Source organism: Streptomyces sp. NPDC026522 (genome assembly GCF_055567555.1).
Genome location: NZ_JBVHQF010000006.1, coordinates 402504 through 422080, shown reverse-complemented (window position 1 = coordinate 422080; position 19577 = coordinate 402504). Strand labels below are relative to the sequence as shown.

The following is a 19577-nucleotide window of genomic DNA, read 5'->3' as shown; positions in this document are numbered from 1 at the left end:
CGCGTCCCGCTGTTGCGTCGGTCTTGCGCCCCTCGGGCCTTAATCGAATTCCACTAGAGCTCGTCCGGAACGACGGCAGGGCGCCGATGGAGTTCCGTGTCCGCCGGGCGATCACGACGAGGAGATGAACGTGAACGCAACCGAAGCCTGGGCCCGTCTGGAGCCGAAGCTGGCCTACTTCCGCGACCGCGTCCGGTCCTTGGAGTACGAGCCCGTCCGCAAGAACAGCTTCGTCGCCTACACCGTCGAGCGGGACTCCGCGTACGCCGACCAGGACGGCCAGCGGCTGCTGATGATGTCCGGCTACAGCTACCTCGGCCTCGCCGGGGACGAACGGGTCGTGGCCGCCGCCAAGGCGGCCCTGGACCTGTACGGCACCGGAAACCACGGCGTGCGCGCACTGGCCGGCTCCACCCCGCTGCACGAGGACCTGGAGGCCGAGGTCGCCCGGTTCGCGGGCCGCGAGCGCGCCCTGGTCTTCGGCTCCGGCTACGCCGCGAACGTGGGCACCGTGGGCGCCCTCGTGGGACCGGGCGACACCGTCTTCATCGACAAGTACGACCACGCCAGCATCGTGGACGGCTGCAAGCTCTCCGGCGCCACTGTCACCCGCTTCCGCCACAACGACCCGGGCCACCTGGAGCGCCGGCTCGCCGCCGCCCCCGACACCGGGGTGCGCCTGGTCATCGTGGACAGCGTCTACTCCATGGACGGCGACATCGCCCCCCTCGTGGACCTGCGCAAGGTCTGCGACGCCCACAACGCGCTGCTGATGGTCGACGAGGCCCACGCGCTCGGTGTCATCGGCGCCACCGGCAAGGGCATCGAGGAGCACTTCGACTACGAGGTGAAGGTCGACGTCAAACTCGGCACCCTCTCCAAGGCCATCCCCTCCATGGGCGGCTGGGTCGCCGGCTCCGCCGACCTGATCCACCACCTGAAGTACGCGGCCCGGCCCTTCCTCTTCTCCGCGGCCCTCGGCCCGGCCCAGGCCGCCGCCGCGCTGGAGGCCCTGCGCATCCTCCAGCGCGAGCCGGAGCGCGTGGAGTTCGTCCAGCGCGAAGCCGAACGCTTCCGCGGTCTGCTCCACGCGGCGGGCATGAGCACCGTCGACAGCGAGACCGCCGTCGTCCCGATCATCGCCGGCTCCGACACCGCCGCCTACGACTACGCCACCACCTGCCGCAAGAACGGCGTCATCGGGCTGCCGGTCGTCACCCCGGCCGTCCCCAACGACCTGGCCCGGCTGCGGATCGCCATCACCGCCGCCCACACCACGGCCGACATCGACTTCGCCGCCGACGCGTTCATCACCTCCGCCCGCGAGTGCCGGATCATCTGACCCCGCCCTCCCGCGCGCCGCTTCGACCAACCACCACACTCCAGGGGGAGCACAGATGCCCGGATCGTCCAAGGGCAGTTCGGTACGACCGCCGGTCGCCATCACCGGCATGGGCGTGGTCACCCCCGGCGGATGCACCCCGGACGACCTGTGGGCCACGTTGCGGGCCGGCCGCTCCACCGCCGCCGAGCTGACGCACCTCGACCTCAGCCGGCACCGGGTACGGATCGGCTGCCGGGTCCGGGGCCTGGCCGACCTCGCGGGCCTGGTCCCCGCGAAGGACGCCCGCCGGATGGACCCGTTCGCCCACTACGGCACCCTCGCCGCCCTCGCCGCCCACCGCGACGCGGGAGCGCCCACCGCCGAGGACGGCCGGACCGCCATCGTCGTCGGCAACGCCGTCGGCGGACGCGCCAGCAGCGACATGGAGTCCGCGCACTTCGCCGAGAGCGGCCCCGCCGGGGTCAACCCGCTGATGCCGCTGATGACGATGCCCAACGCCGCCGCCGCCCAGATCGCCATGCGGCTCGGCTGGACCGGCCCCGCCCTCACCCTGGCCACCACCTGCGCCAGCGGCGCCGACGCCATCGGCCACGCCCTGCTGCTGCTCCAGACCGACCGCGCCGACGTGGTCATCGCCGGCGGCTGCGAGCACACCCTCACCCCCGTCACCCTGGCCGGCTTCGGCAACCTCAACGCCGTCTCGCTGCGCAACGACCGGCCCGAGCTGGCCTCCCGGCCCTTCGACAAGGACCGCGACGGGTTCGTGATGGGGGAGGGCGCCGGGTTCGTCGTCCTGGAGCGGCTCGCCGACGCCAGGGCCCGCGGCGCGCAGGCGTACGGGCTCGTCGCCGGGTACGCGGCCACCGCCGACGCCCACCACCTGGCGATGCCGCTCCCCGACGGGGCGGGCGCCGCTGCGGCCATGTCCTCGGCGATCGCCGACGCGGGCCTGGACCCCGGCGACATCGTCCACGTCAACGCGCACGGTACCTCTACGCCCCACAACGACCGCTCCGAGGCCGCCGCCCTCACCAAGGTGTTCGGCACCGCCCAGCCCCCGGTCACCGCCCCCAAGTCCGTCATCGGCCACCTCATCGGCGCCGCCGGAGCCGTCGAACTCATCGCCACCGTGCAGGCGATGCGGAGCTGCGAGGTGCCGCCCACCGCCAACCACGAAGAGCTGGAGCCAGGAATGCACATCGATGTGGTCCACGGCGCACCGCGCGCCGTGCGGCCGGGACCCGCGCTCACCAACTCCTTCGGCTTCGGCGGCCACAACTCCTCCGTCGTGGTGGTGCCGGCATGACCCCCGCACCCCTTTCCCCGCCCGCGCCCCCCCGCACCCTCACGGTCGGCGAGGCGGAGCTCACCGCCTACCGGAGCGCCGCCCGGCGGGGTCTCGCGGCCGCCCGCCCCGGCCAGGCATCGCCCGTCCACGCCTTCGTGCTCGCCCACACCGTCGCGGAGCAGACCGTCGCCGACCTCACCCGTGGCGAAGCGGGCCCGGTCTCCGTGGTCCACCTCGGCCAGGACATCCGCCTGCTGCGGCCGGTCCGCCCGGGCGAACAGGTCACCGTACGGCTCGACGTGCTCGGCGTACGCCGGGAGCCGCGCGGCGCCCGCGTCGCCCTGCGCGGCCGCCTGTACGGGCAGGACGGGCCCGAGCCGTACGCGGAACTGGTCATCTCCGCGCTGCTCGTGGGCGCCGCCGGGCCGGAGCCCTTCGGTGACATCACGGGCGCGGCCGCCGCGCCCGCCCCGTTGGGCGCCGGCGAGCCGCAGACCGCGACGCACGAGCTGACCGCCGAGTGGATCCGCGCGTACGCCCACGCCTCCGGTGACCTCAACCCCATCCACCTGGATCCGGTGGCGGCCCGCGAGGCCGGCTTCGGGACCGTGATCGCCCACGGCATGAGCGTCGTCGCGCTCGCCGTCGAGGAGGCCGTCGACCGGTTCGCCGGCGGCGACCCGGGCCGGGTCCGCGGACTGGGCTGCCGCTTCTCGGCCCCCGTGGCCCCCGGCGTCCCGCTGGACATCGTCCTCCTGCCCGACGTGCGGGCCCACGTCGTCCGCTTCACCTGCAAGACGCCCGCGGGCACCGCCGTCAAGGGCGGCTGGATCGAGTTCACCGACGGGAGCACCGATGCCTGAGGCCATACCCACCGGCACCGGCACCGGCACCGGCACCGTCCCCGCACTGACCGACGGTTTCCTCGCCCAGGTGCGCGAGCGGCCCGACGCCACCGCCCTGCTCTTCAACGGCGAAGCGACCAGCTACCGCGAGCTCTACGACCGCGCCCGACGGGAACAGGAGCGGCTCGCCGGGCTGTCCCTGGCCCCGGGGGAGCCGGTCGGAGTCCTCGCCGACAAGTCCCCGGCGGCGGTGGCCCTCGTACTGGCCTGCCTGCTCAGCCGCCGGCCGGTGCTGCTGCCCTCCCCGGCCCTCGCCGACGGCCTGCTCGCGGACCTCTTCGCCCAGGCCGGCTGCGCCCACGTACTCGCCCCGGGCGGCGAGCCCGCGCGCGTCGCGCCCGACCCGCTGACCGAGGCCCGGCCGCTGCCGCCGGAGGAGGCGGCGGAGGTGGCGCTGATGCTCACCACCTCCGGATCCACCAGCCTGCCCAAGATCGTGCCGCTCGGCCGCCGGGCACTGGACCGGTTCGGCGCCTGGGCCGGCCCCGCCTTCGGCATCGGCCCCGGCCGGACCGTCCTCAACTACGCGCCCCTCAACTTCGACCTCTGCCTGCTGGACGTGTGGACCACCCTGGCCCGCGGCGGCCGGGTCGTCCTCGTGGACCCGGCCCGCGCCACCCACGGCCACCACCTGCTCGACCTGATCGTCCGGCACGACGTCCACGTGGTCCAGGCCGTCCCGATGGCCCTCGGCCTGCTCCAGGACGCGGCCGCCAAGGAGGGCGCCGCCTTTCCGGGCGTCGACCACGTGATGTTCACCGGCGACGCCCTGCCCGAGCGCACTTACGCCGCGCTGCCCGCACTCTTCCCCGGGGCGCGCCTGTACAACATCTACGGCTGTACGGAGACCAACGACAGCTTCGTCCACGAGGTCGACCCGGCGGCGCCGCCCCCGGTCCCGATCGGCCGCCCGCTGCCCGGCGTGCACGCCCTCCTCGTCGACCCCGACACGAACACCGTCGTCGAAGGAGCCGGCACCGGGGAGCTGTTCGTCCACACCCCGTTCCAGACGCGCGGCTACCTCGACCGGACCCGGCACGCCGACAAGTTCACCGGCCACCCGCTGGGCCTGGACGAACTCCGCTGGTTCCGCAGCGGCGACCTCGTACGGCGGGACGCCGACGGCACCCTGCACCTGACCGGACGCACCGACTTCCAGGTCAAGGTGCGCGGTGTCGCCGTCAACACCGCCGAGGTCGAACGGGTCCTCCAGGAGCACCCCGGCGTACTGGAGGCGGGCGTCGCGGCCCGGCCCGACCCGATCGCCGGCAAGAAGCTCGTCGCCGCCGCGCGCCGGGTCCCCGGCTCCACGCTGACCGTCCTCGAACTGCGCGGCCACTGCGCCCGCAACCTGCCCCGGGGCGCCGTACCCACCCAGCTCACGCTCACCGACGAGCCGCTGCCCAGGACACCCACCGGGAAGGTCGACCGCAAGGCGCTCGACCGGGTCACGCCGCTCACCGCCCGCACCACCACGTCTCTCGCCGAAGGAATCCGATCATGAGCAACATCGACACCATCAAGAACTTCGTCATCACCGAATTCCTCCCCGGCACCGACCCCGCCGAACTCGCCGTCGACCACGACCTGCTCAACGACGGGGTCATCGACAGCCTGGGCGTCCTCAAGCTCATCGCCTGGGTCGAGGACCGGTTCGAACTCGCCGTCGGCGACGCCGACCTGGACCCGGAGAACTTCCGCAGCGTCGAGGCCATCGACCACTTCATCACCCACGCCCGCGCCGCGGCCTGACCCGCACCCCGGCATCCCCGACGAGGAAGGAAGGAGGAACCGTGCACGAGGCACTCGCCGGCCTGCTGGCCGACCGGGCCCCGATCGGCCGCGAGACCTGGCGGTCCTGGTGGGAGCAGCTCGGCGCCGGCGCTCTCGACCGCGCGCAGGCCGTCGGCCTGCTGTCCTCGCTGACCAGCCGGCTCCCCGGCCCCGAGACCCTGCGGAACCTGCTCGACTCCCTCGCGGAGCTCCGGCCGCCCACCGGGGCCGGCGCCGCCTGGCAGGACACCGTGAACGTCGTCGGCACCGGCGGCGGCCCCCCGACCTTCAACGTCTCCACCGCCGCCGCGTTCGTCGCGGCGGCGTCCGGGGTGAAGGTGGTCAAGACCGGCTCCCGCGCCTACACCAGCCCGCTCGGCTCCGTCGACCTGCTGGAGCGGCTCGGGGTCCGGCCGACCTCCTCCTACGCCCAGACCGAGGACGTCCTCGCCACCCACGGGATCGCCTTCGCGGGCCCCTTCGTCTACCCGGCGCAACTGACCCGGCTGGCCCGCACCGTGGCCCCGCTCGCCATGAAACCCTTCGGGCGCTTCCTGAACGCGCTCGGGCCGTTCCTCGCCGACCTGCCCGTGATGGCGCAGGTCACCGGTGTCGGCGCGGCCGCCCCCCTCGACACCCTGCGCGAACTCGCCGCCACCACCGCCACCCGGCGGATCTGGCTCACCGCCAACGACACCGGCGCCGACGAGCTGCTCCCCTTCGCCGTCAACACGCTCTACGGGAACGAGCGGGCCGGCCGCGTCATCCGGCCCGGCGAACTCATGGCGCCCGACGGCTCCTTCGAGGACCTGCGCCCCGCCACCGACCCGGCCGGGGCCGTCCCGCACTTCCTGTCCGTGCTCAGCGGCGCCGCCGGCCCGGTGGCCCGCCGTACGGTCGCCCTCGGCGCGGCCGCCCTGATCGTCGCGGCGGCCCCCGGCCGGGACTGGCCCTCGGCGGTGGCCCTCGCCGACCAGGCGATCGGCTCCGGCGCGGCCGCCGACCTGGCGCGGCGCCTCGCGGCCGCCCGGCCCCGGCCGGCGGTGGCCCGTGCCTAGCCCCCCGGCGCCCACCGCGGCGCCCTTCTTCCCCGGCCGGCGCGCCCCGGGCGGCCCGCCCGGCCTCGCCCTGTTCCTCAACGCGGGCGATCCCCCGCTCCCGGTCCTGCGCGACCTCGTCCTGATGCTGGACGAGGAGGGCGTGGACTGCCTCGAACTGGCCGTGCCCTTCCCGGACTCGGTCACCGACGGCCCGGTCATCCGGCGTTCCGCCCGCCGGGCCCTGGAGCGGGGCGGGGCCGCCCTGGACGACGTCCTCGCCTTCGTCGCGGACGTACGCCCGCACCTGACGCACACGCGGATCGCCCTGCTCGCCGACTGGAGGTACTCCCTGGGGCACCGTGACCTGACCGCCGCCACCCGTGACATCGCCGCCTCGGGCGCGGACGCCCTGCTCGTCCACGCGCTGCCGCCCAGGCTCCGCGCCTCGCACCTGGAATCGGCCGCGGCGGCCGCCCTCCCCGTCGTCACCACCTGCTACGCCGCCAGCCCGGCCGCGACCCGCGCCCAGGCCGCCGCGGACGCCACCGCGTACCTCTACCTCGTCGCCCACTACGGGCGCAGCGGCACCGCGCCCGCCGCGGGCCACGGCGCCCTCGCGCGGACGGTGGCCGGCCTGCGGGAGCACACCGCGGTCCCGGTCGCCGTGGGCTTCGGGGTCAGCACCCGCCAGGACGTCGAAGCCGTCGGCGCCAGTGGCGCGGACGCCGCCATCATCGGCTCCGCCGCCGTGGCCGCCGTGGAGCGGGCCCAGCAGGCCGGGCGCGACCTGCCCGAGGCGTTCCGCGAGTTCGTCCGCTCGGTCCGGCCCGGGTAGCCGGCCCGCACCGGCCGACGCGACACAGACCACCCCTCATCCGGTTCCTCCGCACACCAATCCACAGATCAGGAGACAGCCATGATCGTCCGCGACATCGAGTCCGTGAAGACCGTCGAGTGGGGCAACGGCCTGAGCCGCCGCTTCCTCCTCGCCGACGACGGCCTCGGCTACACGCTCACCGACACCGTCGTCCTGGCCGGCACCAAGTCACGGCTGGAGTACGTCAACCACCTGGAGGCGTGCTACTGCATCGCCGGCTCCGGCGAGGTCATCGAGCTGGACGGCACCACGCACGAGATAGTCCCGGGCCGGATGTACGCCCTCGACCAGCACGACGCCCACTACCTCGTCGCCAGCCCGCACGAGGACCTGCGCCTGGTGTGCGTCTTCTCCCCGGCCCTGCACGGCAACGAGGTGCACCAGCTCGACGCCCACAATTCCTCCGCCTACTGAGGCACCCACCGGTACGACGTCCGAGCCGTCCACCGACTCAGAGAAGGGGTCCGCCGTGATCCGCTGGAACACCGATCAGACCGATCTGCGCGAGGGCCTGCAACGGTGGGGAGAGGCGCTCAGCGCCGACCACATCGAACTCGACGAGCAGGGCCGCTTCCCGCAGGACAAGTGGAAACTCCTGCGAGAGACCGGCATCCTGTCGCTGCCCTTCGAGGAGGAGTACGGCGGCCTCGGACAGTCGCTGCTCACCACCATGTACGCGCTGGAGGGGCTCGGCGAGTACAACCGGGATTCCGGCCTGAGTTTCTCGGCCACCACATCGATCTGCTCGACCGGAATCCCGGTACAGCACTTCGGCACCGACGACCAGAAACGGCGCTACCTGCCCCTGATCGCCTCGGGCGAGGCGATCGGCGCCCACGCCGTCACGGAGGCCGAGGGCGGCTCCGACGCGATGGCGATGACCACCCGGGCGGCCCGTGACGGCGACACGTTCGTCCTGAACGGCAGCAAGGTGTTCGTCAGCAACGGTCCGATCGCCGACGTGATCGTGGTCTACGCCCGCACGCACCCGCGCGGCGGACCGCTCGGCACCACCGCCTTCCTGGTGGACCGGGACACCCCCGGCCTCACCGCCGGCAGCCCGAGCAAGAAGATGGGACTGCGCACCTCGCCCCTGTGCGAGCTGTACCTCGACGACGTGCGCGTACCCAGGAGCGCGGTACTCGGCCGGGTCGGGGGCGGACTCATGGTCCTCGACCACGTCATGAAGCGGGAGATCCTCTTCTCCTTCGTCGTCAACGCCGGCGAGATGAGCCACCGGCTGGACCGGTGCGTCGCCTACGCGAGGACGCGCCACTCCTTCGGCCGGCCGATCGGCTCGTACCAGTCGATCGCCAACAAGATCGTCGACATGAAGATCCAGCTGGAGAGCGCCCGCAAATGGCTCTACGACACGGGCGCGAAACTGGAGGCCGGCGAGGACGTCACCGTGGACCTCGCCATCGCCAAGCTCGTCACAAGCCAGAGCAACCTCGCCACCAGCCTCGCCGCCGTACAGATCTTCGGCGGCCACGGCTACCTGTCGGAGTCGGGGCTGGAGCAGGACGTGCGCAACGCCGTCGGCGGCACGGTCTACTCCGGCACCAATGAGATCCAGTACAACCGCATCGCCTCGATGCTGGGCCTCGGGACGGCCCGGTGAGCGGCCCGTCACCCCGCATCCTGCTCAAGGTCTGCGGGGCCACCGGCCCGGCCGACATCGAAGCCGCCGCCACCGGCGGGGCGGACTGCGTCGGGCTCTGGCACGGGGTCCCCGGCGGTCCCCGGGAACTGGACGCGGACACGCTCACCGCCCTGGCAGCGGCGGCCCGTTCGGCCGGCCTGCTGCCGGTCCTGGTCACCTTCCTCGCCGACGCACGCGCCATGACGGAGCTCGCCCGCCGCACGGGGGTCGGCTGGATCCAGCTCCACGCGTACCAGTCACCGGCGGCCGTACGGGCGCTGCGCGCAGTCCTCCCGCCGGACGTCCGGATCGTCAAGGTGCTGCACCTGGCGCCGGGCGGCAAGGGGTGCGTCGAACGCCCGCTGATCGGCGCCTACGAGCGGGCCGGCACCGACCTCTTCCTCATCGACGCGGCCACCGGGGACGGCCGGATCGGCAGCACCGGACACGCCCTCGACCCGGCCGACGTCCTGGCCCTGCTGCCCCGGATGAGCCGGCCGTTCCTGCTGGCCGGCGGCCTGGAGCCGGCCAACCGGCCCCGGTACGAGGACGTGGTGCGCGCCCCGGGCTTCCGCGGCATTGACGTCGACACCGCCGCCCGCACCCCGCTGACCGGCGGCTTCGGTGTCCCCGAGATCAGCGCCCTGGCCCGCGCCTGGTGCGCGGCCCCCGCCACCGGCGCCGCCCGCCGCCACCCGCCCGCCGACCTGGAGCCGTCCCGATGACCACGTACGACCGGACCGAATTCCCCTTCCTGCGCGCCCTCCTGGCTTCCGCCACCCCGGTCGTGATGGAAGTGAAACGGCGCGACGCCCACGGCCACGACCTGTTCGGCGGCCGCACCCCGGCCGAGGTCGTGGGCGCGTACGAGAGCGCGGGCGCACCCTGCGTCTCCGTGGTGACGGGCCGCTGGTTCGGCGGCTCGACCACACTGCTGCGCGAGGTCGCCGCGCTGACCCGGCTGCCGCTGCTCCAGAAGGACTTCATCACCCGCACGGAACAGCTCGGCGCGGCCCGGGAGATGGGCGCGTCGGCGGTCCTCCTGACCGCGACGCTGCTTCCCGCGTCGAGCCTGGCCAGGCTGGTGGACCAGTGCCTGCTCACCGGTCTCACCCCCTTCGTGGAGATCACCACGGAAGCCGAACTGGCAGCGGTCCCGCACGCCCAGGAGTGCGTGATCGCGGTGAACAACAAGGACATCAAGACGCGCGAGCGCGATCCGGGCGACCTCGGCCGCAGCCTCGAACTCCTGCCCGCGGTGCGCGCCACCGGCACCCCCTGCCCGGTGAGCGCGAGCGGCATCGACGGCCCGTCGACGGCCGCCCGGCTGCTGGACGCGGGGTTCGGCGGCCTCCTGGTCGGCACCTCGCTGCTGCGCACCGACTCCCCGGCGCAGTGGCTGGACGCGGTGAGCGGCGCCCGGAGAGGGCTGGCGGTCCGTTGACCACATCGGCGTACCCGGCCGGCCCCGCCCGCCCCTGCACGATCGACGCGGCGGGCACCGCCGTCTCCGGGCTGCTCGCACTGCCCGAAGGCGGCGCCCCCCGCTCCACCATCCTGGCGATCCACGGCCGCGGCATGCGCGCCCGGTACTGGGACTCCTTCATCCCCCTGGCCACCGGTCTCGGCCACGCCGTACTCGCAGTGGACCGCCCCGGCTACGGAGCCTCCGCGGCGGCGCTGCCGGAGGGCCAGTCGCTGCCCGAGCAGGCGAAGACACTGCGCCGGGCGCTGGTGGAGCACGCCCGGACCCACCCCCTCGGCGCCGGCGTCTTCCTCCTCGGCCACTCCGACGGCGGCAAAGTGGCCCTGCACACGGCGGCGACCGCCCCGGCCGTCCCGCTGCTCGGCCTGGACGCCTCCGGCGTGGGCTACGAGTACCACCCGGAGGCCCTGCACTTCCCCTCGACGCTCGGCGCGGGTGCGACCCGGCTCAACTGGGGCCCCCTGAACCTCTATCCGCCGGGGACCTTCCAGGCGAGCCGCGCCCTGCTCTCGCCCGTCCCGCCCCGGGAGTCGGCCGACACGCCGTGGTGGCCCCGGCAGTACGAGGCGCTGGCCCCCCGCGTCCGGATCCCGGTCCGCCTGACCTTCGCGGAACACGAGGGGTGGTGGAGGCTCGACCCGCACACCCTGACCGCGATGACCGCCCGTCTGACGTCGTGCCCCTCGGTGGCCGTGGAGCACCTGCCCGCCTCGGGGCACAACCTCAGCCTGGGCCGCACCGCGACGGCCTACCACCTGCGCGTTCTGGCCTTCCTGGAGGAGTGCCTCCTCGGGGCGCGCGGGTCCGCGGTCCCGGCCGGACGGCGGCCGACCGAACAGCATGCGTCACCGGCCCTCGAAGAACGCTCGAGAGCCGGTCGGAACCCCGTGGCCGAGGGGCTCGGGGGATGCCACGATGCGATGTCCGTGCCGATGCGAGCAGCAACCCAAGCACCCAGAAGAGGACGCAGCCAATGACGACACATCCGGCCGGGAACCCCCAGGCCCACCCGCCCCAGCCCGGCGTCCCCAACCCGTACGCCCAGCAGCCCCCGTACCAGCCGCAGCACCAGCCCCAGCCCCAGCAGCCGGCGCCGGGTGCGGCGCCGGCCGGACGCGGCAAGGGCGCGACGGTCCTGCTGCTCGTATCGACCGTGCTGCTCGGCCTGATGGCCGGTCTCTTCTTCGCCTTCGACGTCTCCGTGATGCCCGGTCTCGCGAAGGCCGACGAGCGGACCTACGTCACCGCCATGCAGAACTTCAACTCGGCCATCGACGGCAATCCGCTGTTCGGCATGGCCTTCATGGTCGCGCTGCTGCTGCCGGTCATCTCGGTGATCCTGGAATACCGCAAGGGGCGCCGCAACGTCGCCGTCTGGGTCGGGGTGGCGGCCGTCCTCTACTTCATCGTCCTCATGATCACTTTCAGCGTCAACATCCCGCTGAACAACGAACTGGCGGACGCGGGCAACGCGGCGAAGATGACCGACTTCGCGATCGTCGAGAAGTTCAAGACCACCTGGGTCACCACCAACATCCTCCGCACGCTCCTGTGCACGGTCGCCCTCACCGCGCTGTCGCGCGCCCTGGTGCTGTACGGCCGCGCCACCCGCTGATCCCCCCGCCGGGGAGCGGGGGACGCGGGAGCGTGCCACGCTGGAAGGCGGGGGTGGAGCTCGGCGTTCCGGACGGACCATGGGAGAACCACCATGAAATGTGCAGGACGAAAGAGCACGACCACCGCTGTCTGCTGCTCGCTGCTGCTGGGTGCCGTGCTGTCCGCCGGGGCACTGGCCGGCGCCCAGTCGGCGGCGGCGGCCCCGGCGCCCGTCTGCAAGGGCGGTCAGCTGTCGGCGAGCGCGGCGGGTTCCACGCAGGTCACGGTCACCGTGACCAACAAGGGACCGAAGCCCTGCGTACTCAAGGGCTTTCCCACCGTCGCCCTCGCCGGCCAGGGCTCCCCGGACCGGAACAAGCCGCTGACCGTCCTGCGGCAGGGCGGTTCGCGGTCCGTGCAACTCGCCGCCGGCGGCCGGGCCGTGACCCATCTGGCGTTCACCCCGGTGCTGGGAGAGGCGGACGGATACTGCGCCTCCGGCGCGGACCCGACGGTCGCCCCCTCGCTCGTGGTCGGCTTCGCGGGGATCAAGGAACAGCTCGGTCCGGCCGACGCAGACGGGTTCGCCCTCTGCGGCAACACGGTCCGGGCCACCGCATTCCTGCCCGCCGGGTCCTGAGCCCGGCGGGAGCACTGCCCCGCCCCGTCACCCGTCGTCGCGGACGGCCCCTCGCCACACGGTGACGTCGACGGTGATGTACTTGCTGGGATCCGACGGGGCGGACGCACCGCGGTACACCACCAGGGCGATGTTCCCGGCCTTGGTGCGCACGCACAGCTCCGTACCCTTGGACAGCGACCCGACCACGACCCTGCTGGTGAAGCGGGTGGCGGCCCGGCACGTGGCCAGCGATCCCTGCTCGCTGCCGTCGAGGACGACCAGCTTGGACCCGTAGGCGCCGAGGGTGCAGTCGTTGATCGACGCGCACGAGAAGTAGAGGTCGTCGTAGTTCGAATCGCGGGGCTGCAGCGGGTCGTCCCCGAACTCCAGGTGGTACCCGGAGGGGAACTGGAACCCTTGGTACAGCGCCGGCTTGGGGTCCGTCCGGGGCTGCTGCGTCCCCCCGGAGGGCTGAGCCCCGCCGGACCCCGACGTGCTCGGGGTCGCGGCGCTCCCGCGCGCCGTGCCGTTGTTGCCCGTATCGCCGAGCATGTTGACGACGGCGCCACAGCCGGCCAGCAGGAGCAGCGCCCCGAAGACGGACGCGATGACGATGCCCGCGCGGCGACCGGTGGAGGACGCGGTCGGCTGCGGCAGTGACTGCGGGTGCGGGTACTGATGCGGCTGTGGATGCGGCTGCGGCTGCGGGTACCCGTACGGACCTCCGTACGGACCGGCGGGTGTCGCCGTCACCGGCCCGGGCGCCGGCTGGTACGCCGGAGGCGGCTGCGGCACGCCGGGGTGGGGGGTGGCGCCGGCCGTCGGCTGCGCCGTGGCCGTCGGCTGGTAGGCGGGAGGCGCGACCGGGTAGTCGGGCGCGGTCACCGGGTGCGGACCGGTGGCGGGGCGCCCGGCGACCGGCGCCGGGACCGCGGGGCGCTGCGCCAGCTCCGCCGCGACGCGCTGCGGCAGCCAGTCCTCCGGACGGCGCAGCTGGGTCTGGTCGGCGGCGCTGCGGCACAACTCCAGGATCTGGGTCAACGAGGCCCGCTCCGCCGGGTCCTTGGCCAGACAGCGGGTGACGAGCGGACGCAACTCCTCGGGCAGCCCGCCCAGTTCCGGTTCCTCGTGGACGATGCGGTAGAGGACCGCGTGCGAGGGCCCGTCACCGTAGACGGAGGTGCCGAGGGCCGCGAAGGCGGCGATCAACCCGAGCGCAAACACGTCGGTGGCCCTGCCGACGTCCCGACCGGACGCCTGCTCGGGGGACATGAACGACGGAGTGCCGACGGAGACGCCGCTCGCGGTGAGGGAGGTGGTGTCGGCGGCCCGCGCGATGCCGAAGTCGATGACCCGGGGACCGTCGGAAGCCAGCAGTACGTTGGAGGGTTTCAGGTCCCGGTGCACGATGCCGGCGCCGTGGATGACCTGGAGGGCCTCGGCGATGCCGGCGACCAGCATGAGCACCGTGCGCGGGGGGAGCGGCCCGTTCTCGGCGACGGCGGCGGCGAGGGTGGGCCCCGGCACGTACGCGGTGGCCAGCCAAGGCGTCGGACCGTCCGTGTCGCTGTCGATGACGGGGGCCGTGTAGAGGCCCTGCACCCGCTGGGCGGACTGCACTTCCTGTCGGAACCGGCTGCGGAACTGGGGGTCTTCGGCGAACTCGGGACGGATCACCTTGATCGCCACGGGACGCCCGCCGGGCGTGTGCGACAGGTACACCTTGCCCATGCCGCCCGCGCCGAGCCGGGCCGCGAGGCGGTATCCGGCGACCGTGGTGGGGTCGTCGGGCCCAAGTGGCTGGAACACCGGGGCGGTTGCGGACTCGCTCATTGTCTTGTGATCCCCCGTCGGTACGCGATTCGCGTGGTCACCTTACCGGGGGTCGGCGGGCCGGGCGGCCGGTGGCGGCCGCCCGGGCGGTCAGCCGTTGCTCGACGCGGGAGTGGCCGTCGTATTGGCCGGGACGTCCTGCGGGGCCGGGGCTGCCGAGGCCGACGGGGCTGCCGGGGCCGGGGTTGCCGAGGCCGACGGGGCTGCCGGGGCCGGGGCTGCCGAGGCCGACGGGGCCGACGGGGTCGGGGAGGGCTCCGGGAGGCAGGTGACCTCGTCGCGCGGGGTGTAGTGGGTGCTGAACGTCTCGCGCTTGAGCTCCTGGCCGCCCTTGACGAAGACGCGGTCGACGGAGACGTCGAAGCCCTCCAGCGGGGTCTGCTCCTCGCAGGAGGCGCCGGTGGCCGTGCGCTTGGCCGGCGGGACGAGGTGGGTCCGGGGGCCCTTGGTGGCGCGTATCGCGTCGTACTTCTTCGTACCGAGCAGGGTGATGGTCACCGAGGTGTCGGAGGACGCGGCCCGGATCCGGACGGGGTGGCCCGAGTCGTTCTGCCAGCGCAGGTCGAGGGTGCCCCAGGCGACGGTGGCCTCACGGCCTTCGGGATAGCGCTCGATGTAGAAGGAGTGGGCGCCGTGCTCCACGGGCTTCAGGCCGGCGAAGAACATGGCGTTGAACATCGTCGTCGCGACCGCCGAGATGCCGCCGCCGGGGGCCTTCACGTACCGGCCGTCGTTGATCATGATGCCGTCAACGAAGCCGTTCTCCGGCGTGCGCTCACCGACCGTCCCGTTGAAGCTCCAGGTCGCGCCCGGCGCGACCACGGAGCCGTTGATCAGCTCCACCGCCCGGGCGATGTTGTGGGTGCGGTAGGGAGCGGAGGGGAATCGGACCGTGAACGAGGACATCTGCTGCGCGGCGGGGGCCGCGGCCGCGTGTCCGGGCGCCGGCGCACTGCCGGGTCCGTTCCCCGCGGCGGCCGCCGAGCCTGCTGCGAGACCGCCGAGGCCGAGGGCCGCGGCCGTTACGGCCGAGGTCAGGGCCAGTCGCTTGGTGTCGGTCCGACGGTGTGTACGTCGCATGTCACTCCCGGTAGCGGATGTCGCGGTGGGGCCCGGCGCCCACTCGGATTCGAGGCGCAGGCCATCGACCATCCTGGGCTCAAACGCACCAAAAGGGGTAAAAGTGTGCCCGGTCTCACGCGTCGGAGGACCGATGTGGCCCGCGGCGGCGGTGGTCCGACGGGGGGAGTCCGGTGGGGCATGATCGGGGGATGTCTGAACGCATCATTGCCGCCTGCGACGGGGCGGCGAAGGGGAATCCGGGGCCTGCCGCGTGGGCCTGGGTCATCGGCGACGCGCAGGGTCGGCCCGAGCGCTGGGAAGCCGGCGCGCTGGGCCGGGCCACGAACAACGTGGGCGAGCTCACGGCACTGGAGAAGCTGCTGGAGGCCGTCGCGCCGGGGACGGCGGTCGAGGTGCGGATGGACTCCCAGTACGCCATGAAGGCGGTGACGCAGTGGCTGCCGGCGTGGAAGCGCAACGGGTGGAAGACGGCCGCCGGGAAGCCGGTCGCCAACCGGGAACTCGTCGAGCGCATCGACGCGCTGCTGACCGAGCGGGACGTCGAGTTCCGCTACGTCCCCGCCCACCGCGAGGACGGCGACCACCTGAACGCGATCGCCGACCAGGCCGCCAGCGACGCCGCCGTCAGTCAGCGGGCCGCCGGCACCGCGCTGGGGGACCACGCCATGCCGGTGCCCGCCCCGGCCCGTACGTCCCCGGCCCGCGCGACCTCCGCCCGTACGACCTCGGCCCGTACGACCTCCGCCCGTACGGCCTCGGCGGGCGGCAGCGCCCGGACCATCAAGGCGAAGTTCAAGGGCACCTGTCCGTGCGGAACGGCCTATGCGGCCGGAGACAAGATCGCCAAGCACGGTGCGGGCTGGGGCCACCCCGACTGCGCCGCTTCGGCGTAGGGCCGGGCGCGTCCGGGGCGGCGTGCGGCGGCGCGAGCGCTTCACCCGATCGGCGCGCAGCGGGCGCGCGGCGCGGTGCGGACCGTCACAGTGTGGGTGCGTGCCGCTGCACCGCGCGGCGGACGCCACGTTCGAGATGCGCGGAGGGTCCGGTGGGCCACGTCGTCGCCCGCCACGGCCAGAGGAAGGAGCTGGACATGGTGCGCAACACGATCCGGAACGACTCCACCAGGGCGGCCGATCAGCCCGAGGAGCGCGCGGGACCCCGCCGCCAGGCGGCGGAGCGGGTCCGCGGGAGTACCGAGCCGGTCCGGGAGACGGGCACCACGGAGGACCACATCATCCTCGGCGAGGACTGAACCGCCGCTGCGGACCGGGGTCCCCGGGAGCGTGAGCCGCTCCCGGGGACTTCGTCGTGCCGGCGCCCGGGTGCGGGTCAGCAGCCGCCGCAGTTGTAGTAGGTGACGTCCCAGTGGCTGCCCTCGTCGGCGTACACGTTCCCGGAGCCGGACTTCCACTGGAGGGCCCCGTCGCCGCGCGGGCCGATGTAGGCGAACGTGTTCTTGATGTAGCTGCCGAGGCACGTGGACTTGGCGAAGTCGAGCTTGTAGCCGTTCCAGTGCGAGTACGTCCCGTCGGCGTGCCCGGTCTCGGTGCCCCCGGTGATGTTGAGCGCGCAGCCGGTCGCGCTCTTGAGCGTCTGGGCGCCCTGGGCGCTGGAGAGGTTGAGCTGCTCGAACGACGTGCACGTGGGGTTGTAGCGGTCGGAGCAGCCGCCCGACGAGGACCAGGTGATCCCGGAGCTGCGGAACATCGAGGTGGCGGTGGCGTGGCTGATCTTGGTGGCCGCGTAGGCCTCGGTGGCCCCGGTCAGTACCCCTACGCCGGGTGCGGCCACGGTGGCGAGGGTGAGGGCGAGGGCGGTGAGGATCGGGCGGAGCTTCATCGGCGTGTGTCTCCTGCGGGTGGCCGTGCACGGTGGGTTGGCGGTGCAGGTGCAACCAGGGAGCGGCAAGGAGATGGTGCCCGACGCCCGCGCCGGTCCGCCAGACGGCCTCGGCGGAAGCGTGCGGGGGCAGGGGCGGGGGAGGGGGCGGAAGCGTGTGGGGTCGAAGGCGAGGACACTTTTACTCGCGCCTGATGGCATGCTCTGGACAAATCTGCCAGGCTTCCGCCAGTCGCCGCCCCGATCCCGGGAGACGGCGAGGAATCTCACCCCAGCGATCGCGCGAGCGATCCGCGTAGCCCGCGGCTGCCCTCCGGCCCACCCAGCCGGTCGAGCGGTCACCGAGCAGGCCGGAATCCCGGCCGCCGCAAAGGAGTTCCGTGTGAGATCGACCCCCCACAAGGCCTTCGCCACGACCGTGCTCACGGTCGCCGCGCTGGCCGCAGCCTCGCTCGGCACCACCCCGGCAGCGGCGAACCCGTCCGCGGCCCCCCGCGCCGCCGCCTGTACCCCCGCCCAGGTCGTGGGCAACGGCGGCTTCGAGAGCGGTACTTCGCCCTGGAGCCAGTCGTCCACCAGCGTGATCACCAGCCGCGCGGGCCAGAGCGCCCACACGGGCACGGCCTTCGCCTGGCTGAACGGCGTGGGCAGCACGCACACCGACACGCTCTCCCAGAGCGTCACCGTCCCGTCCGGTTGCAGCGCCGCCACTTTGACCTTCTGGCTGCACATCGACACCGCCGAGACGACCACGTCCACCAAGTACGACAAGCTGACGGCGAAGATCGGCAGCACCACGCTCGCGACCTACTCGAACCTCGACAAGAACACCGGGTACGTCCAGAAGTCCTTCGACGTCTCGGCGTTCGCCGGACAGACCGTGAGCCTCGCCTTCACCGGCACGGAGGACTCCAGCCTCCAGACCAGCTTCGTCGTCGACGACGTCGCCCTCGACACCTCCGGCGGTACGACGCCGCCCGGCGACCCCACGCGTACGCCGGCCGCCCCCTCGTACACCGTCAGCCTCAGCAGCGACACCAGCGGCAGCGTCTGGAGCGGCCACGAGAGTGCGACCTTCACCAACGCCTCGGCCACCGCACTGACCGAGGTGTACCTGCGGCTCTGGGACAACTACCACGGCACCTGCTCCGCCCTGCCCATCACGGTCACCAACGTCACCGGCGGCACCGCGGGCGCGCTCTCGGTCGGCTGCACGGCCCTGCAGATCGCTCTCCCCGCGCCGCTGACCCAGGGCCAGAGCGCCACCATCGGCTTCGACCTGGGCATCACCGTCCCCAGCGGCGCCGACCGCTTCGGCCATGACGGTGCGTTCAACAACATCGGGAACGCCCTTCCCGTGCTCGCCGTCAAGGACGCGGCCGGCTGGCACCTGGACCCCTACACCAACAACGGCGAGTCGTTCTACTCCCTCGCCGCCGACTTCCGGGTGACGCTCGACCACCCGAACACCCTCCTGGTCCCGGCCACCGGCACCTCGGTGGACGCCCCCGGCAGCAGCGGCCGTACGGTCACCACCGCCACCGCCGCCAAGGTCCGCGACTTCGCCTGGGCGGCCGGCCCCTTCACCAAGATCTCCGGCACCTCGGCCGCCGGCACGCCGGTCAACATCTACTCCGTCTCCGGCATCAGCTCCGCCGACTCGCAGTCGATGCTCAGCACCGCCAAGTCCGCCGTGGACGCCCATGCCGCCAGGTTCGGCGCCTACCCGTACGGCGAACTCGACGCGGTGATCGACAACAACTACTGGTTCGGCGGCATGGAATACCCCGGGTTCGTCCTCGACCTGGTCAGCACCACCGCGCTCACCCACGAGATCGGCCACCAGTGGTGGTACGGCATCGTCGGCGACGACGAGTACACCAGCCCGTGGCTCGACGAGGCGTTCACCGATTACGCCACCGACCTGGCACTGAACAAGACGGGCACGAACTGCTGGAGCAGCGTCTCGTGGGCGTCGGCCGCGGAGAAGATCACCAACCCGATGGCCTACTGGGACACCCACTCCTCCCGATACTCCACCGTCGTCTACGGTTACGGCAAGTGCGCACTGCACGACCTGCGCCGCGTCCTCGGTGACAGCGTCATGGCCAAGCTGCTCAAGGACTACGCCACCTCGCACTGGTACGGCGTCTCGACCACCGCGGAGTTCAAGGCGGCCGCCCAGGCCGCCACGACCACGGACCTGACCTCCTTCTGGACCCAGCACCGCATCGACGGCTGACGCCGG

The 19577-nt window shown here is 73.1% G+C and carries 19 protein-coding genes and 1 pseudogene; 17 read left to right on the top strand and 3 right to left on the bottom strand.

The annotated features are described in order from the left end of the window. The first annotated feature begins 124 nt into the window (after positions 1-124). The 14 genes from ACZ4M3_RS18590 (at position 125) to ACZ4M3_RS18525 (ending at position 12592) form a co-directional block, all read left to right on the top strand. The gene (locus ACZ4M3_RS18590; RefSeq protein WP_467733866.1) at positions 125-1342 is read left to right on the top strand and encodes an aminotransferase class I/II-fold pyridoxal phosphate-dependent enzyme; all 1218 of its coding nucleotides are present in this window, start codon (positions 125-127) and stop codon (positions 1340-1342) included. A 55-nt stretch (positions 1343-1397) separates the two neighbouring features. Beyond that, positions 1398-2651, top strand: a complete 1254-nt coding sequence (locus ACZ4M3_RS18585; protein ID WP_467733864.1) for a beta-ketoacyl-[acyl-carrier-protein] synthase family protein — start codon at positions 1398-1400, stop codon at positions 2649-2651. Next, positions 2648-3496, top strand: coding sequence for a MaoC/PaaZ C-terminal domain-containing protein (locus ACZ4M3_RS18580; RefSeq protein ID WP_467733862.1), 849 nt, complete (start codon positions 2648-2650; stop codon positions 3494-3496). Before ACZ4M3_RS18585 ends, ACZ4M3_RS18580 begins: the two co-directional genes overlap by 4 nt. After that, positions 3489-5042: an AMP-binding protein gene (locus ACZ4M3_RS18575; protein WP_467733860.1), complete on the top strand. Its 1554-nt coding sequence runs from the start codon at positions 3489-3491 to the stop codon at positions 5040-5042. Before ACZ4M3_RS18580 ends, ACZ4M3_RS18575 begins: the two co-directional genes overlap by 8 nt. Further along, positions 5039-5290, top strand: coding sequence for an acyl carrier protein (locus tag ACZ4M3_RS18570; RefSeq protein ID WP_467733858.1), 252 nt, complete (start codon positions 5039-5041; stop codon positions 5288-5290). The genes ACZ4M3_RS18575 and ACZ4M3_RS18570 overlap by 4 nt, the downstream gene beginning before the upstream one ends. 41 nt (positions 5291-5331) lie before the next feature. Next, positions 5332-6369, top strand: a complete 1038-nt coding sequence (locus ACZ4M3_RS18565; RefSeq protein ID WP_467733856.1) for a hypothetical protein — start codon at positions 5332-5334, stop codon at positions 6367-6369. Further along, complete coding sequence (gene trpA / locus ACZ4M3_RS18560; protein WP_467733854.1) at positions 6362-7186, top strand: tryptophan synthase subunit alpha; 825 nt, start codon at positions 6362-6364, stop codon at positions 7184-7186. The genes ACZ4M3_RS18565 and trpA overlap by 8 nt, the downstream gene beginning before the upstream one ends. A gap of 81 nt (positions 7187-7267) precedes the next feature. Then, positions 7268-7642, top strand: a complete 375-nt coding sequence (locus ACZ4M3_RS18555) for an ectoine synthase (protein ID WP_467733850.1) — start codon at positions 7268-7270, stop codon at positions 7640-7642. Between the two features lie 55 nt (positions 7643-7697). Beyond that, entirely contained in the window at positions 7698-8849 is a 1152-nt protein-coding gene (locus ACZ4M3_RS18550; RefSeq protein ID WP_467733848.1) for an acyl-CoA dehydrogenase family protein, read from the top strand. Further along, on the top strand, positions 8846-9595 hold the full coding sequence (locus ACZ4M3_RS18545) for a phosphoribosylanthranilate isomerase (RefSeq protein WP_467733846.1): 750 nt from the start codon (positions 8846-8848) through the stop codon (positions 9593-9595). Before ACZ4M3_RS18550 ends, ACZ4M3_RS18545 begins: the two co-directional genes overlap by 4 nt. Next, on the top strand, positions 9592-10314 hold the full coding sequence (locus tag ACZ4M3_RS18540; RefSeq protein ID WP_467733844.1) for a beta/alpha barrel domain-containing protein: 723 nt from the start codon (positions 9592-9594) through the stop codon (positions 10312-10314). Before ACZ4M3_RS18545 ends, ACZ4M3_RS18540 begins: the two co-directional genes overlap by 4 nt. Beyond that, on the top strand, positions 10311-11333 hold the full coding sequence (locus ACZ4M3_RS18535) for an alpha/beta hydrolase (RefSeq protein WP_467733843.1): 1023 nt from the start codon (positions 10311-10313) through the stop codon (positions 11331-11333). Before ACZ4M3_RS18540 ends, ACZ4M3_RS18535 begins: the two co-directional genes overlap by 4 nt. Further along, on the top strand, positions 11330-11971 hold the full coding sequence (locus ACZ4M3_RS18530) for an anthrone oxygenase family protein (RefSeq protein ID WP_467733841.1): 642 nt from the start codon (positions 11330-11332) through the stop codon (positions 11969-11971). Before ACZ4M3_RS18535 ends, ACZ4M3_RS18530 begins: the two co-directional genes overlap by 4 nt. Positions 11972-12064: 93 nt before the next feature. Then, on the top strand, positions 12065-12592 hold the full coding sequence (locus tag ACZ4M3_RS18525; protein ID WP_467733839.1) for a DUF4232 domain-containing protein: 528 nt from the start codon (positions 12065-12067) through the stop codon (positions 12590-12592). A gap of 27 nt (positions 12593-12619) precedes the next feature. Here the strand turns inward: ACZ4M3_RS18525 and ACZ4M3_RS18520 are convergent, their stop codons facing one another. Together ACZ4M3_RS18520 and ACZ4M3_RS18515 are read right to left on the bottom strand one after the other, a co-directional pair. Further along, entirely contained in the window at positions 12620-14407 is a 1788-nt protein-coding gene (locus tag ACZ4M3_RS18520; protein ID WP_467733837.1) for a serine/threonine-protein kinase, read from the bottom strand. A 264-nt stretch (positions 14408-14671) separates the two neighbouring features. After that, a pseudogene (locus tag ACZ4M3_RS18515) lies at positions 14672-15319 on the bottom strand (VanW family protein); the annotation flags it as partial. Positions 15320-15678: 359 nt separating this feature from the next. Here ACZ4M3_RS18515 and ACZ4M3_RS18510 point away from each other — a divergent pair. After that, complete coding sequence (locus ACZ4M3_RS18510) at positions 15679-16383, top strand: ribonuclease H family protein (protein ID WP_467733835.1); 705 nt, start codon at positions 15679-15681, stop codon at positions 16381-16383. 197 nt (positions 16384-16580) lie between these two features. Then, entirely contained in the window at positions 16581-16742 is a 162-nt protein-coding gene (locus ACZ4M3_RS18505) for a hypothetical protein (protein WP_467733833.1), read from the top strand. A 77-nt stretch (positions 16743-16819) separates the two neighbouring features. Here the strand turns inward: ACZ4M3_RS18505 and ACZ4M3_RS18500 are convergent, their stop codons facing one another. Then, positions 16820-17329 (bottom strand): hypothetical protein, encoded by a 510-nt coding sequence (locus ACZ4M3_RS18500; protein ID WP_467733831.1) that lies wholly within the window; start codon positions 17327-17329, stop codon positions 16820-16822. A 382-nt stretch (positions 17330-17711) separates the two neighbouring features. Between ACZ4M3_RS18500 and ACZ4M3_RS18495 the strand changes: the two genes are divergently transcribed. After that, positions 17712-19571 carry a M1 family metallopeptidase gene (locus tag ACZ4M3_RS18495; RefSeq protein WP_467733829.1) on the top strand — a complete coding sequence of 620 codons (1860 nt, stop codon included), beginning with the start codon at positions 17712-17714 and terminating at the stop codon, positions 19569-19571. The last annotated feature ends 6 nt before the right edge of the window (positions 19572-19577 follow it).